Here is a 14,038-nt window from a genome sequence, read left to right as displayed (position 1 = left end):
GGTTAACCGTATGGTTCAGAGAGTTCTATGGTGTTTAATGGCTGTCTGGACGGTGATTGTCTGGGCCAGTACTCCCGTCCATGCTGAAGCGACCCTTAATCCTCAGCCGTCTATGGTGATTGAATGGCTAAAATTCAGAGTAGAGCCTGCTCAGCGTGGTCGTTATCTAGAAATTGACGAGGAAATTTGGACCACAGCTCTCGAGTCCTATCCCGGTTTTTTAGATAAGACCACTTGGCTAGACCCGAACCACGATGATGAAGTAATTTTTGTCATTGCTTGGGCTACTCGTGAGCAATGGAAATCAATTCCTGAAGAGGAGCTAGAACAAATCAATCAGCGCTTTGATGCGGCCCTGGGCATTGACTATGATCTAATGGAATCTAAAGAATTTATCGTTCCAGATCCAAAGGCTCCGTAGTTTAGAGCAAACGCATATGCCCAGCTGTCCTCGATGTCATCAGTCCGTATTCATTAATGCAGTCACTTGCTCTAACTGTGGGTTAGAGCTGAAAGCCCATGGACATCCTGGCATTGACCTGCATCGTTCTGAGGGTGGCACTTATCTGTGTGATACCTGTGTGTATCATCAAGATGATAGCTGCACGTTTCCACAGCGGCCTCAAGCCACTACATGCACCCTGTATGTAGACACTGCTCAAAAGCCAGTGCCCGAAGCTTCGAAGATCTATACAATTCCGTGGTGGCGTAAATATTCCGGGTGGCTAATGCTGGCAGCGCTGATTCTAATCAGTGTTGTGTTGGTAGTTATTTAAAAAATTAGAGACGTTCTATGGAGCGTCTCTACAAAATTAAACTTAATTTTAACGGGCCTGACGGGATTCGAACCCGCAACTTCCGCCGTGACAGGGCGGTGCTCTAACCAATTGAACTACAGGCCCTTACGAGCGATCTCTATTTTGCTTAGTTATGGGTACTTTGTCAAACAGTTAGTGCAACTTTTTTAGGCAGTGGGGATTATCCGGCTTCTGCGTTGTCTTTCCAAATAGGGACCCTATAGCTAAATAGGGACCCTACAGAGATTATCCGGCTTCTGCGTTGTCTTTCCAAATAGGGGCTGCAAAGTTAGCGAGCCACTGTTTGACCCAAAATGTGGCCCGGCAGTCGTCTTCGTTATACTTCAAAATATCATTGAGATATTGTTCATTCTGGCTCGATAGCCAATTGTCATACCAGCAGATAGACTGGGCTCCATTTGCACTGCTGTCTCGCCATTCAAAGCCAATCCAGCGGGCAATGTGCTTAAGGGCATAGCTTTCGATCGGTAAGGTGACGGAATCGACGATGCGTTTATGGATATCGACAAATCGGCTAAGCAGTTCATCGATATCGATAATGCTGCCATATCGTTCGGCTAGGCGTCTTACGGTCTGGGCTTCATAGGGACAAAAATGGTAGATCGGCGAGTCTGGATAGTGGGCAATCACATGTTGAAATTGATGCCAGGCACTAGCTTCGCCCTCAGGCTCTCGGGCTACGAGTGGGATAAAGGTTTCGTTATGGGTTTGGGTGTCGACAACCAAAATCCCGTGGAGATAAACCAGGTCTTTGTCGGGGGCGGCTTCAATGTCGAAATATAGTTCGATGGGGGCACTGGGCAATTCCTGGGGAGACAGAGTGAAGTTATTGTTGGCGTCGGTACGTGCGATCGCAGCTCCCGAAAGTTTTGCCTGGGCCTGATGCACTAGTTTTTCTGCCACTTTCAACTCAAAACCTGAGGCCTGAGCCAACGTGGCGGGCTGGTTTCGTGCCAGGGTTTCAACCGTTGTGAGTCCAAGCTTTTCTAAATGGCGATAGCGGTTGAGGGTGACCCCAGGCAGGAGAGACAAATGATTTTGTTGCTGGGCGACTTCATAACAATGATTGAGCCACACGCACATGTCACATCGACTCCGGCTGATAAAAACATCCGGTGTCTCCCCTGATGTCAATACAGTTTCACAGGTGTCTAGAAGCTCCAGAAGCGTTGGCCATTGTTTCTCAAGATCGATAACGTAATGACGTTCTTTAAGGCGTAGATGGGCCTCTGCTGGAACGACTCCTTGCCAGGCTGCCAATACATAGGCATGGAAGGCGGCTGTCAGCTGATATTCTTGCTTAGGCTTTTTACCTAACTTGATGTCTAAGGGAACGTAGTACCAATTGCCCAGCCATGAAACACCTGGTTGTTTAATCCAAAGATCTGGCTGGCTAACATAGCCAATGGAGCCATCTGCATTGATGGCGGCTACAGTTCCTCGAAAAATATGTTCCACCCCTTGCTGCATTAGGGTAAATGTTTCCTGGGCTGTAGCAGCAACATTACCTGCATGGCGAGGGGGGCGATTAACGGGGTGAAAGTCTGCTAAGACAGTTTGTCGATGGACGGCACTATCGCTTTTCAGCTTGACTAGATAATCGCTGGGCTCTGATTGTAGGTCTGCATCGCCATAGGCATCCAAATATGCCCGCCGTTGACAGCGCAGAAAGGTAAAAAGTGTACTGTCCTGAATAATTTGATCTGGTTTCGTTTGCTCAAGTGACCAGGAGGATGCAGTTGATGTCCACTGAAGAGTAGATGCTGGTGTAGCGGAACCAGCATCCTGACTTGGCGGCATAGGTAACCTAGCAACCAAAATCCTCCCAAGCCTGTCGGCAAGACGCAACCAAAAGTATTGAAATCATCAAAGCAATAGAGCGTACTCTTTGGCAGAGGCAGAGCGTTTGCGACTAATGTAACGCAGCATTTGCTTATTGTAGTAACACGCTGGAGCGGAAATCGCAATAATGGTACGGGGAAAGAATTTTGTAGGCAGTGACGAGTTCTTAGTTATAAATTTTGAGTTTTGAATTCCGTGCTCGATATTGGCACCGGCATGAACTCAAAACTAAGAACTCCAAAGTGTAATTAGACTCCAACTTTTGGGTGTGCAGACGTTGCATGTAATGGCACTCCAGCAGTACTGTTGGCTTACGCTGAAAATAATCCTGTGCTAATGCGCTTTAATCCCCGTGTCACCACATCGGAATAGCGTAGTTTCCCTAGGAAGACATCGCCCATGATCTGCGTGCCTTTGGGTTGTTTGACGCCAACGCGATAGCCAACGTTAGGTGCCAAATAAAATGCCTTAGCCAGACGAGCGGCCCAACGCATTTCATTGCCCCATTCATCAATCATGGTTTGGGTATAGTTAGTCAGAGCCTGTTCGTTGCCGCTGAGGGCGCTGTGAACTGCTTCAGAGGCCTTGAGACCACTAAAGATAGAGGGCCGAATACCCTCGGCAGTAAATGGATCTACCACGCAAGCGGCTTCCCCAGCTAATACAGCTTGGGTGGTATGCAGTGTCTGATCACCATCCCAAAGAAAAATAGGATGTCCATGTTTGGTTTCCTCATCGATCTCCACTCCAAATTGTTTGGAGTAGTCGGCGAGAGGCTGCACTAGATCACGAGATTTGCGTTTAGCTGAGACAAATGCTCCACTACCTAAGGAATAGCCATCTGCCTTCGGAAAATTCCAGACATAGCCATTTTTAAGTAGGCCAAATTCAAAATGGACGATGTGGCCATCGTGAACTGGCAGTCGAGGCTCCGTTTCAATCGCCCCGGCCATAACCGTTTTGCGTTGCTTAAAGCCCAGCCATTTTGCCATTGGACCTTTAGCACCGTCTGCGGCGATGAGATATCGCCCTACCACTGGCTCAGCAGATGTACTGATATGCCAGCAACCATCCTTAAACTCGATGCCTGTGGCTTTGGTGGCTTCCTGTAGAACAGCTCCCTGCTTTTGGGCCTGCTGCACCATGTAATGGTCAAACTCGTCGCGGCGCACCATCCAAATGGGTTCCGATAGTTCAGAAATGACTTCATCTTCCATGTTGTAGGTGTAGCGAACCTGGGTGACTTTTTGCGAAATCACTGGTTCAAAGTCATAATCAAACCATTCAGCTACCTTGGGGCAAACGCCACCGCCGCAGGGTTTGTAACGAGGCAGTTTGCTTTTTTCTAATATCAGTACAGAATGGCCATTTTTTGCTAGATGGTAGGCTGCTGTGGCACCAGCTGGGCCACCGCCTACAACGACGCAATCGTAGAAAGATGCCATAAATTCAATTAAATTTGATGGGTTAGTATGTGGTGTAGTTTACCCAGACTAGAGCGTTGCGCAATGGTTGATTACGATGGCGGTGCTTTTCGATCGAGTTGGGCGGCGGCAGCGATCGCACCCTTTTCCTTAGCCCGCTGAGCATAGGGTTGTAGTGTAGCGGCCTCACATCCCGTCAAAATGCTGAGATTTTCAAGGCTAATACCCCGCATAAGCATTTCCACACACCAAGTTTGTCGCGCTTGAATCAGTTTAGGCATTTCCACAACCATATTCAGGCCTTGCCACCAAAATTCCCAGCGTTCTTGCAGCTCTGTCACGGTCATAGGGTTGCCCGCTTCATCAATAAACATGGCGCTGGCATCGTCTTTGCGGTTTTTGAGCCATTTGGTCAGGGGATTGCTGGTGTAAGAACCGTAGCGTTTACCTAAAATCCATTGGTTAACCGTGACCTGGCGAGGGCCGTTGGTCCCCGTCACCTGCAAAATGTGTTGGGATTTATCGCAAATTTGGTGCGAGCGCTGCAATCGAGTAATTTCTATCGGTAGGAGCCCGGCACCGAAGAGAAGAAGTGCGATCGCATGATCCTGGAACCCAATACTTCGAGTCTGCTTCATCAACTGATGTACCCAGCTGGTGGGCAAATCAACCACTAGGGCTGGTGCTGACTCAGAGACAGTTGCCATTGACTCGTTGTGTGGAGTGCTAATTAATTTAGTCAAACACTCCAAAAAATGACTTCGATCCTCCCAGAGAGAATCTCCGCTAGTGGTTTCAATCACCGTGTAGCCCACTAAAGCAGCACCGATCAACCGGGTGAGTTCTGCTGCTGGGAGAGATGATGTATCCAACATTTGCCCTAGATGGTTAGCAATGGCTTGTTGAATTTCCCCCAGCCTTAGCTGTAAAGCGGCGCGATGTTCAGGTGGATACTGGTCAGACTCACCAATAAGAGAGCGTACAAAGTTGGGATATCGCTCCAGTAGCTGTAGGTGTTCATCCAAATAAAGCTGCAGGACATCCGGTGAATATTCGCCGTGGAGCGGGGGCTGGGCATTTAATGCAGGTGACTCTTGCAAGATGGCCAGGAGCAGACCGTACTTATTGCCAAAATTGCGAAATAAGGTAGCCTCATTCACCTCAGCCATATTGGCTATCTGTCGAGTTGTCGTGTGGCTAATGCCTTGAGACAAGAAAAGTTCAAACGCTGCCTGAGTGAGTCGATGGCGAGTTGAAGTCGGAGACATGGACGACTTGCAAGTGCTACTTGCAACTTAAAGGAATCATTGCTACTCTAAGTTTAATGCAAGCGATACTTGCAAAGTGTTCAGAGAGTAGCGGCTGTCAGCTGAAACCCTCTAAGAATTTGCCAATATCAACGACAGTGAGGACTGTATGACTGCACAATTAACCCAACCGCGGCTGGATCCTCAACCTGAGGTTAAACGCCCACCTATGGATTGGGTCACGTTTGGTTTCTTTGCCGTATTTCACGGTGTTGCCCTGCTGGCACCCTGGTTTTTCTCCTGGTCTGCACTGGGTGTCGCCATTTTATTGCACTGGTTATGTGGCGGTGTAGGCATTTGCCTGGGTTTCCATCGATTGCTGAGCCATCGTAGCTTTCAGGTGCCTCGCTGGTTGGAATACCCCATCGCTGTGCTAGGAACACTGGCAATGGAAGGGGGCCCTATCTTTTGGGTCAGCGGTCACCGTAAACACCATGCGTTTACAGAAGATGTGCATAAAGACCCTTATTCAGCCAAGCGCGGCTTTTGGTGGAGTCATATGCTTTGGATTCTGTATCCCCACCGTGAAAACTTTGATAAAAATTACTACGGTAAGTATGCGCCTGACCTCATGCGTCAGCCATTCTACCGCTTTTTGAATAACTATTTTCTATTATTTCAAGTGCTGCTTGCACTATTGCTCTACGCTATTGGCGGCTGGTCCTTTGTTATCTACGGTGTTTTTGTCCGAGCAGTCTGTTTGTGGCATGCAACTTGGCTAGTTAATTCTGCTACCCATACTTGGGGCTATCGTACATTTCATACAGATGATAATGCTCGTAATCTATGGTGGGTGTCTCTAGTCACCTACGGTGAAGGCTGGCACAATAATCACCACACCTATCCTCGTGCTGCTCAGACCGGCTGGAAATGGTGGGAGATCGATGTTACCTGGTACACCATTCTGCTGTTTGAGCGTCTGGGCTGGGCTAAGAAAGTGAAGCGTATTCCAGCGACACATCGTTAGGTAAGTTCAAAACTAGAGCATCAAATAGCAAAGAGGTATAGCTCCAGAGAAAACGAAGGGCTATACCTCTTTTAGCGTCTATCGTTTTAATGCCTTGATCCCTATACATGAATCCCCTACAGGCGAGATACTGGATTAGTTCTAAGTTTTGCGTGAGAGAGGCCTCGATTAAGTGCCAGGATTCAGAGCTGATTGTCAAGACCTCCAACCCACTCAAAACCTAGAACCAAGAACTAAGAACTCTCTATCCCCGTGGCTTACTACATCTCACCCCGTTTTCTTAACGCTTTGGCAGTTCACATTACTAAGAACTTTTTGGAGTTACCCCAGGTGAAGCTGCCGCTGATTTTCGGTATCCATGGCCGCAAAGGGGAGGGTAAAACCTTTCAGTGTGAGCTGGTGTACAAGCGTATGGGAGTGAATGTAGTTCATGTTTCTGGTGGCGAACTAGAGAGCCCAGATGCGGGAGACCCAGCTCGTTTAATTCGTTTGCGCTACCGCGAAGCCGCTGAGCTGGTCAAAATTCGCGGCGAAATGGCCGTGCTGATGATCAATGACCTGGATGCTGGAGCTGGTCGCTTTGATGGCATGACTCAGTACACCGTGAATACGCAACTGGTGAATAACACCCTGATGAATATTGCGGATAATCCGACCAATGTGCAGCTGCCGGGTAGCTATGACGAAACGCCGCTACCGCGTATTCCGATTGTGGTGACGGGTAATGACTTTGCCACGCTCTATGCTCCCTTAGTTCGCGATGGGCGCATGCAGAAATTTTACTGGGAGCCGAACCGAGACGATCGTTTGGGAATTGTGGGAGGAATCTTTGCACCCGATGGTCTAAGTCGTAATGATATTGAGACCCTGGTGGATACGTTTCCGAACCAGGCAATTGATTTCTATGGGGCACTGCGATCGCAAATCTACGATGAGCAAATCATTGATTTTATTCATCGTGTAGGGGTGGAAAATGTTTCTCGTAATGTGGTGAATACGAAAACTCCCCCCAGCTTCAAAAAGCCTGATTTCCGTATTGGCCATCTGATTGAAGTGGGTCAGCGTTTGGTCCGCGAACAGCGTCGCCTTCAGGAAATGAGATTAGTGCAGGAATATAACCAGGCTCTGAACAAGGTCGGGGAGAATCGCAGCAACGGCAACGGTAACTACTATCGTGCTTATCAGCCTGCGCCCTCGGTGCCGTTACAGCCGGTAGAAGAACCTAACGGTGCTTCACACAACACTCCTGCTACACCCCAGTCGCAGTCAGTGGTTGCTGCTAGTTCTCTGCCTGATGAGGTGCAGCAGAATGTGCGTAATCTAATGACTCAGGGCTATCAGGTCGGCATGGAATATGTGGATAAGCGTCGCTTTCGGACCAATGCTTGGCAGAGTTGCCCGGTGATTAATGGTGGTAGTGAAGGACAGGCACTTCAGGCAATTGCACAGTGCTTAGTTGATCATGGCCAGGATTATGTGCGTTTGATTGGTATTGATCCCAACAGTAAGCGACGAGTGTTAGAGCGAATTATTCATCGACCCTAAAGGAACTTAGGAGGGAATGCCAGCGCTAAGGGATATACATGAACATCAATACCCACTCGGACTTGGTATCACTAACAATAATCTCTGTTTTGTTTTCTGTTGTTGTTACATTTACTCAAGAGATTGTTGTATTTTAGATAAAGCTCCTAGCCTCAACAAGTGCAGCAGCCGTTGCATTGCTTCAAACAACTGGTGTAGGCCGTAAAGGAAAGATATTTTAAAAAATCTCATTGCTCGCTAAAGACGGCATCTGTGAGATTTAGAGAGAGAAACACTATTTATGGATAAACTAAAGCTTACTACCTTGACTAAGATGTCTAACTGGTAAGAACTTCTGTTCCTGTAAGCTCTTCACTATCAAGATTATAATGATTGTCCTCAACCCAACGGAGAACGTTTTTGGCAAGTCGGCTTTTGCTTTTAATTGCTCTGATAGCACCAGTCAGGTCCAGTTGTTGCGCAGTTTCCGGATGCTCTAAATCAAATAAACCAGTATTGACCAGATCTATCCGATTAAATTCGTCTTCTAGATTTGTAAAAATTTCTAAGAAGTGTAGGGCAGTCTCTAACTCGGGTGGATCGAGAATTGGGCAATCTGGGCCAGCTAAAAAAGTATTCACAAGGTACCTGAAAACTGCATAGACGATTTGGGCCTTTCTGCTAAGGGGCTACGCAGATTGTTTTTAAAACAAGATACCCAGGATGAGGGAGAAGCTTTACCCTCATTTAAAGCCTAGCACCTATTGTATTACTTGGCTTCCGGGTAGGTCGTTATATCAAGTACCCGTGTTTGATCGGTTAATACTCAACAATTACAGGGGTATGATCGCTAGGTTTTTCCAGCTTGCGTGGTTCGACATCAATCCAGCAGCGTTTGGCTTGCTTATACAGTTCAGGCGATAAGTAATGGTGGTCAATGCGCCATCCCAGATTGCGCCTGAACGAAGCAGCTCGATAATCCCACCAGCTGAAGTGACCACCTTCATCTGTAAATTTACGAAAAGCGTCCGCTAATCCTACGGTGAGCAGGTCTTGTAGAGTTTTACGCTCTAATGGAGAAGACATGATGTGCTTATCCCGCTTCTCATCGGTATAAATATCCTTGTTTTCTAGGGCGATATTGAAGTCACCACAGACATTGAGCTTGGCAGTTTCCTCAAGAGTTTTGGTCAGATACAGTTTGAGTAAAGCGAGCCAACGCATCTTATAGTCATACTTTTCACTACCGATGGAAGATCCATTGGGCACATATAAGTTAAGAATGCGCACGCCATCTAACACAGCACTAATAACTCGTTTTTGATCGTCCAGATGGCCAACGGTATCCTCATCAAGGATTGCTCCAAATCCCATGCGCACATCGTCTAAGGGCGTTTTACTGATGAGGGCTACACCGTTATAGGCTTTTTGTCCGTATATGTAAGTGTGATAGTTAAGTTCCTCAAAGGGGGTTTTGGGAAAGTCAGCATCAACGACTTTTGTCTCTTGGAGACACAGCACATCTACGTCTGAATTTGCCTTGAGCCAATCAGTGACATGGCCAAGACGAGTGCGAACAGAGTTAACGTTCCAAGAAGCGACTTGCATTCGATTCGGTTTCAGCAGAGACAACGCTATCCAGCTCCGTCATTGGGTAGGGGCTCCCCTTGGGGGTGGCCGATACATCAGATGTCGTCTGAATTAGCTCTCGTATTTTAGTATTGGGCAGCGTTGATAGAGCAACCGATGCTGTAGACGTCATTTGTAGCGTTGCTTCAGTAATCTCAAAGTCCTTGAACAGTGAAGTTTGGAGGCGATTCAACAAGACATCGCGTCGACCAGCACTAGCCGTATTTACAGTGAGGTTTGCCGTCAAATGAATTTGACCCGGTGCGATGGTCCAAACCTTAAGCTGCTCTACTTTGGTGATGTCTTTAAAGATAAGCAAATTTTGCTCAATCTCTTGCAGACTAATGTTGTTGGGTGTTTGCTCTAGCAAAATGCTGAGGCTCTGGCGGATCAGTGGGATCGCTCCGGCAAAGATGAGCAGCGCGATCGCAATGCTTACCAACCCATCTGTCCATTGCCACCCAAACCACTGCACAACTGCCGCTACACATAAAACCCCCAAACAGCTGAGTGCATCGGCCAGGGTATGTAGAAATGCCCCCCGCAAATTCAAATCATCATCAGTGTGGCGATGGAGTAAAACGGCGTTGATGCCATGAACACCTAAACCTCCTAACGCCGTCAGCGCCATGGGTTTTGTTAAAATCTCACTGGGCGGTGTCTGTAGTTGCGCAATAGATTCTTGGCCAATCCAACCTGCAATTAATAAAAGACCAATGCCATTCACCAGGGCGGCTAAGATTTCCACGCGACGGTAACCAAAAGGCGCATGGGATGACGTGGGCCAGCGGGCGATCCAGGCAGCGAGTAGGGTCATTGCGATCGCAAACACGTCAGCAATCATATGGCCTGCATCTGCCACCAGCGATAAACTGTGGCTGTGGTGACTCACCCGCAGTTCCACCGCTGAAAAAATTGCCACCATCACGAGGGCAATGGCCAATACTCTAAGTTTCTCTGGCGACGTCTCTGCGGGGCAGTCGCAAGCCCCAAAACCATGATTATGCATACTTGATATTGGTCACATTGCTTATGCCAAAGCGTGTCTGATGAAAGCGTTTTGTTGTCCCGCCAATGTGACACGCAAACACCCTGATGCATCAGGGTGTTTACTATATGAGGGTGCCACACCTAACCAAAACCAACAATTAACCTTGTGACAATATGCCCGACCAACCCCTCCAAGGCGATGCTCTGATCAAGGAAACTAATCGCCGCATTCGTCTTGCTAAAAAACTTTGGGATGCTCACAATAATGCCGCCTGTCGTCGTGAGCGGGAGCGCGCCTTAAAGTTGTATAGCCAACTTACTAAGGTGCAGAAGGAAAAAGTGCCACAGCAACTACGAGTCTGGTTGCGATATCGCAGCGAAAAATATTTTGGTGCTCATCGGACGCCGCCGGGGAGTAAGCATCGGTCATCAAGGCGGCGAAAATAGTGGATGGGAGAGTTAAGCGTTGCGTTTTGCTTTCTCGGTCGGATCTGTCCAATGCTCTAACCATGTAAATCCTTGGGAGAACATCAGGTTTAATGCCAAATAGGTCAGACCAACAGCTGTATAAATTTCAAATGCGCGAAAGTTGGTGGCTACAGTCAGCTGACCGCGACGAAAGAGTTCTTCCAAGCCAATAACAGCGACCAAGCTCGTGTCCTTGAGTAATGTGGTGAACTCATTCCCTAAAGGTGGGATCATGCGTCGCAGGGCTTGGGGTAAAACAATGTAGCGTAGGGTTTGAATCGCATCTAGACCCATGGATGAAGCTGCTTCCCACTGCCCGCGATCAATTGATTGAATGCCACCTCGGACAATTTCAGCTACATAGGCCGCTGAATTCAGGCTCAGGGCAAGAACGCCAGCGGACCACCGGTCAAAGGTAAAGCTTAATCCCAGGCTTTTGAAGAGTGCTGGAAAGCCAAAGTAAATCCAGAAGATTTGGACCAGCAGCGGCGTGCCTCGAAAAAATTCAATGTAAGCACGGGTGGCCAAACGTATGGGCCAGAACTTGGAGAGTCTGGCGGTGCCGAGCAATGTGCCACCAATAAAGCCAAAGAAGATGGCTAGGGCTGTCAACTGTATGGTCGTTAAGGCACCCCGCAGTAGGGCGGGCAGAGCATTAATAATATATTCCACGTCGATAGGTTCCCTTGTGAGGACCTGTTAAGGAGTAGTGCTAGGACCTGAATATTGGGGTAAGGCTAAGATTCTTGCTCAAATTCCATGGAAGACACGGATCTTCCATGGAATTTTAAGGTTCAAGCTCTCCTCTAAAAGCCAGCTTCCGGTAAGGTGCCGACAGGAGTGGTGCCAAACCACTTTTCATAGAGGGCATCATAGGTGCCGTTTTCAATCAGTTCGGCTAAGGCTGTATTTAAAGCCTCAAGGTTTGGCGAATCTTTGGGCATCGCGATGCCATAGAATTCTTCGGTTATCAATTCACCTACAACCTTGACGCCGCCAATATTGCCAGTCGCGATCGCATCCAACGTTACCGGCGCATCGTTAATCACAGCATCAGCATTGCCATTAGAGAGTTCTTGTAGTGCTAATGGCGCTGAATCAAAGGTGCTGATTTTAGCATCCTTAATCGTACCGGCCATCTCTGCACCTGTAGTACCCAGCTGTACAGCGATGGTTTTTCCTTCTAGACTCTCGAATGATGTGGTTTCAGTATCATCTTCAGCTACTGCGATCGCTAGACCAGCTCGGAAGTAGGGGCGAGAGAAATCCACTGTCTGAGCCCGTTCTTCAGTAATGGTCATGCCGCTAATGGCTGCTTCGATGGTGCCAGCCTGTAGAGCGGGAATTAGACCATCAAAGGGTAAGCTTTCAAACTGAACTTCGACACCAGCCTGCTCACCAATGGCCTTCATCAAGTCAATATCAAACCCTACAAGTTCACCGCTGTCATCCTGAGACTCAAAGGGAGGGAAGGCGGGCTCAGTACCCACTAGCCATAGACCAGCAGCATCGCCACCATCAGCGCTGGGGGTTGTGGAGACATCACCACCACTACCGCAGGCCGCCAGTACGACAGCTGCTCCCAGACTTAAACACGCGTTTCTTATGAATTGAGACCGTTTCATAATGCTTAATCGGCTCCTTATTGTTATGACGTCACTGATCTACCGCAGAAGATAAGACGCTAGGGCTGAATCACCCTGATATCTGACTCAAACGTGTAGTTTAAACTACCAGGAATTAAAAAACGGTGTTGTTTGTAGCGTCATGGTTGCTTACGTTTCTTTACCTTCTTCGGTTTTTTGCTGCGCCGAGCTGCTGCCTGAGCTTTCTCTATCCAGTTCAAAAGTTCTACTGGTTCTTCTAGGACTGTTTTGGGTAGTTGATAGTAAGACATTTGAATGGTTTTACCGTGGCGTTCATAGTGAAACGGCCCCATGTCGGCTTCTAGATAGTCGACTAAATTGTCATCATCAACTTTGAAATAGAGCGTTTCATAAGCAATCAGAGCAAACATGATCCCGTCTGCGTAGAGACCATAGCCACCAAACATAGAGCGGGAAGTAACGGGTGCCACCTGATTCAATTGGTGAACAATTCTATCTTTGAAAGCCATGGTTTCTGGAGATGGCATGGAGTATTCCCGAGCAATAAAACCTCTTACCTGTCCGACGATGATACGTAATTTCTGCGGGTAAGTGATTACTGTTAAACATTCATGACTTAAAAAACATTGTGATTCGTAGCGTCAGCACAATGTCAGCGGTATGATGCCTTTCAAGATGTTACTGATAGGTGTGTTGTGACAGAAGCCGCAATTTATTTTGCAAACCTGCAGAAGAGCTATGGCGACCTATCGGTGCTGCGAGGCATTAATGGCCAAATTGAACGTGGTGAAGTTGTTGCCATCATTGGTTCTTCGGGATGTGGTAAAAGCACGCTACTACGCTGTTTTAATCGCTTAGAAACCATCAGTGGTGGTCAGTTGGTTGTAGATAATATCAATTTATCAGCCCCTAATCTGAGTGCTAAGGCGTTACAGCAGTTGCGAGCAAAAGTAGGGATGGTTTTTCAGCAGTTCAACCTTTATCCTCACATGAGTGTTTTGGACAATCTGACGCTGTCCCCCCGTAAGGTGCTTCGGCTTTCTACTAAGGAAGCGGAAGAGCGAGCACACGTCTATTTAAATAAAGTTGGTTTAGCTGAAAAGGCCTCAGCTTATCCTGATCAGCTTTCAGGTGGACAAAAACAACGCGTTGCGATCGCGCGCTCTCTCTGTATGCAACCTGACATTTTGCTATTTGATGAACCCACAAGCGCTCTAGATCCTGAACTGGTGGGCGAAGTGCTTCAGGTGATGCGCACCCTGGCTGAAGATGGTATGACCATGGCCGTAGTGACCCATGAAATGCAGTTCGCTCGGGAAGTCGCGAGTCGTGTCCTATTTCTCAATCAAGGTGTAGTCGAAGAAACTGGTGCTCCTCGAGACGTGTTGCAGAACCCTCAGAGTGAGCGTTTACAGACATTTCTCAGTCGTATGAATGGGATAACAGTTTAGGTCAAAACTAG

15 protein-coding genes and 1 tRNA gene are annotated in these 14,038 nt (G+C 47.8%); 6 read left to right on the top strand and 10 right to left on the bottom strand.

Annotated elements, in window-relative coordinates; genetic code table 11:
• The first annotated feature begins 10 nt into the window (after positions 1 to 10).
• Both SPB21_RS24150 and SPB21_RS24145 read left to right on the top strand, forming a co-directional pair.
• Positions 11 to 421: a TIGR03792 family protein gene (locus tag SPB21_RS24150; protein WP_499867879.1), complete on the top strand. Its 411-nt coding sequence runs from the start codon at positions 11 to 13 to the stop codon at positions 419 to 421.
• A gap of 16 nt (positions 422 to 437) precedes the next feature.
• The gene (locus SPB21_RS24145; RefSeq protein WP_163659112.1) at positions 438 to 776 is read left to right on the top strand and encodes a zinc ribbon domain-containing protein; all 339 of its coding nucleotides are present in this window, start codon (positions 438 to 440) and stop codon (positions 774 to 776) included.
• Between the two features lie 52 nt (positions 777 to 828).
• Here the strand turns inward: SPB21_RS24145 and SPB21_RS24140 are convergent.
• From SPB21_RS24140 to SPB21_RS24125, 4 genes are all read right to left on the bottom strand, one after another.
• Positions 829 to 902: transfer RNA gene (locus SPB21_RS24140), tRNA-Asp, on the bottom strand.
• Positions 903 to 1,043: 141 nt separating this feature from the next.
• Positions 1,044 to 2,618: a TM0106 family RecB-like putative nuclease gene (locus SPB21_RS24135; protein ID WP_163659111.1), complete on the bottom strand. Its 1,575-nt coding sequence runs from the start codon at positions 2,616 to 2,618 to the stop codon at positions 1,044 to 1,046.
• Positions 2,619 to 2,971: 353 nt separating this feature from the next.
• Positions 2,972 to 4,105 carry a geranylgeranyl reductase family protein gene (locus tag SPB21_RS24130; RefSeq protein ID WP_499867878.1) on the bottom strand — a complete coding sequence of 378 codons (1,134 nt, stop codon included), beginning with the start codon at positions 4,103 to 4,105 and terminating at the stop codon, positions 2,972 to 2,974.
• 71 nt (positions 4,106 to 4,176) lie between these two features.
• Positions 4,177 to 5,352 (bottom strand): TetR/AcrR family transcriptional regulator, encoded by a 1,176-nt coding sequence (locus SPB21_RS24125; RefSeq protein ID WP_163659109.1) that lies wholly within the window; start codon positions 5,350 to 5,352, stop codon positions 4,177 to 4,179.
• A 148-nt stretch (positions 5,353 to 5,500) separates the two neighbouring features.
• Between SPB21_RS24125 and SPB21_RS24120 the strand changes: the two genes are divergently transcribed.
• Both SPB21_RS24120 and SPB21_RS24115 read left to right on the top strand, forming a co-directional pair.
• On the top strand, positions 5,501 to 6,358 hold the full coding sequence (locus SPB21_RS24120) for an acyl-CoA desaturase (protein ID WP_163659108.1): 858 nt from the start codon (positions 5,501 to 5,503) through the stop codon (positions 6,356 to 6,358).
• Between the two features lie 252 nt (positions 6,359 to 6,610).
• Positions 6,611 to 7,903, top strand: a complete 1,293-nt coding sequence (locus SPB21_RS24115) for a RuBisCO small subunit-like domain-containing protein (protein WP_499059657.1) — start codon at positions 6,611 to 6,613, stop codon at positions 7,901 to 7,903.
• A 317-nt stretch (positions 7,904 to 8,220) separates the two neighbouring features.
• On the opposite strand, the gene SPB21_RS24110 is transcribed toward SPB21_RS24115, so the two are convergent.
• The 3 genes from SPB21_RS24110 to SPB21_RS24100 form a co-directional block, all read right to left on the bottom strand.
• Positions 8,221 to 8,523, bottom strand: a complete 303-nt coding sequence (locus SPB21_RS24110; RefSeq protein ID WP_006517023.1) for a hypothetical protein — start codon at positions 8,521 to 8,523, stop codon at positions 8,221 to 8,223.
• Positions 8,524 to 8,701: 178 nt separating this feature from the next.
• A complete protein-coding gene (gene xth, locus SPB21_RS24105) occupies positions 8,702 to 9,490 on the bottom strand; it encodes an exodeoxyribonuclease III (protein ID WP_163659106.1) in 789 nt (262 codons plus the stop codon).
• Positions 9,465 to 10,520: a cation diffusion facilitator family transporter gene (locus tag SPB21_RS24100; RefSeq protein WP_163659105.1), complete on the bottom strand. Its 1,056-nt coding sequence runs from the start codon at positions 10,518 to 10,520 to the stop codon at positions 9,465 to 9,467. The genes xth and SPB21_RS24100 overlap by 26 nt, the downstream gene beginning before the upstream one ends.
• Before the next feature lie 155 nt (positions 10,521 to 10,675).
• Here SPB21_RS24100 and SPB21_RS24095 point away from each other — a divergent pair, with 155 nt between their 5' ends.
• A complete protein-coding gene (locus SPB21_RS24095) occupies positions 10,676 to 10,948 on the top strand; it encodes a hypothetical protein (protein WP_006517020.1) in 273 nt (90 codons plus the stop codon).
• Positions 10,949 to 10,960: 12 nt separating this feature from the next.
• Here the strand turns inward: SPB21_RS24095 and SPB21_RS24090 are convergent, their stop codons facing one another.
• The 3 genes from SPB21_RS24090 to SPB21_RS24080 all read right to left on the bottom strand — a co-directional run bounded on the left by SPB21_RS24090 (position 10,961) and on the right by SPB21_RS24080 (position 13,103).
• Entirely contained in the window at positions 10,961 to 11,641 is a 681-nt protein-coding gene (locus SPB21_RS24090) for an amino acid ABC transporter permease (RefSeq protein WP_006517019.1), read from the bottom strand.
• Between the two features lie 134 nt (positions 11,642 to 11,775).
• On the bottom strand, positions 11,776 to 12,594 hold the full coding sequence (locus tag SPB21_RS24085) for a basic amino acid ABC transporter substrate-binding protein (RefSeq protein WP_490795730.1): 819 nt from the start codon (positions 12,592 to 12,594) through the stop codon (positions 11,776 to 11,778).
• Positions 12,595 to 12,734: 140 nt separating this feature from the next.
• A complete protein-coding gene (locus tag SPB21_RS24080; protein WP_499867877.1) occupies positions 12,735 to 13,103 on the bottom strand; it encodes a TfoX/Sxy family protein in 369 nt (122 codons plus the stop codon).
• Positions 13,104 to 13,271: 168 nt separating this feature from the next.
• On the opposite strand from SPB21_RS24080, the gene SPB21_RS24075 reads away from it, so the two are divergent.
• Positions 13,272 to 14,027, top strand: a complete 756-nt coding sequence (locus tag SPB21_RS24075) for an amino acid ABC transporter ATP-binding protein (RefSeq protein WP_348917855.1) — start codon at positions 13,272 to 13,274, stop codon at positions 14,025 to 14,027.
• Positions 14,028 to 14,038 lie beyond the last annotated feature (11 nt).

It is taken from the genome of Leptothoe sp. ISB3NOV94-8A, from assembly GCF_043421595.1.
Lineage (GTDB): Bacteria > Cyanobacteriota > Cyanobacteriia > Phormidesmidales > Phormidesmidaceae > Leptothoe > Leptothoe turfae.
The sequence above is the reverse complement of the archived record's forward strand: the minus strand, read 5'-3'. Positions and strand labels throughout refer to the sequence as shown.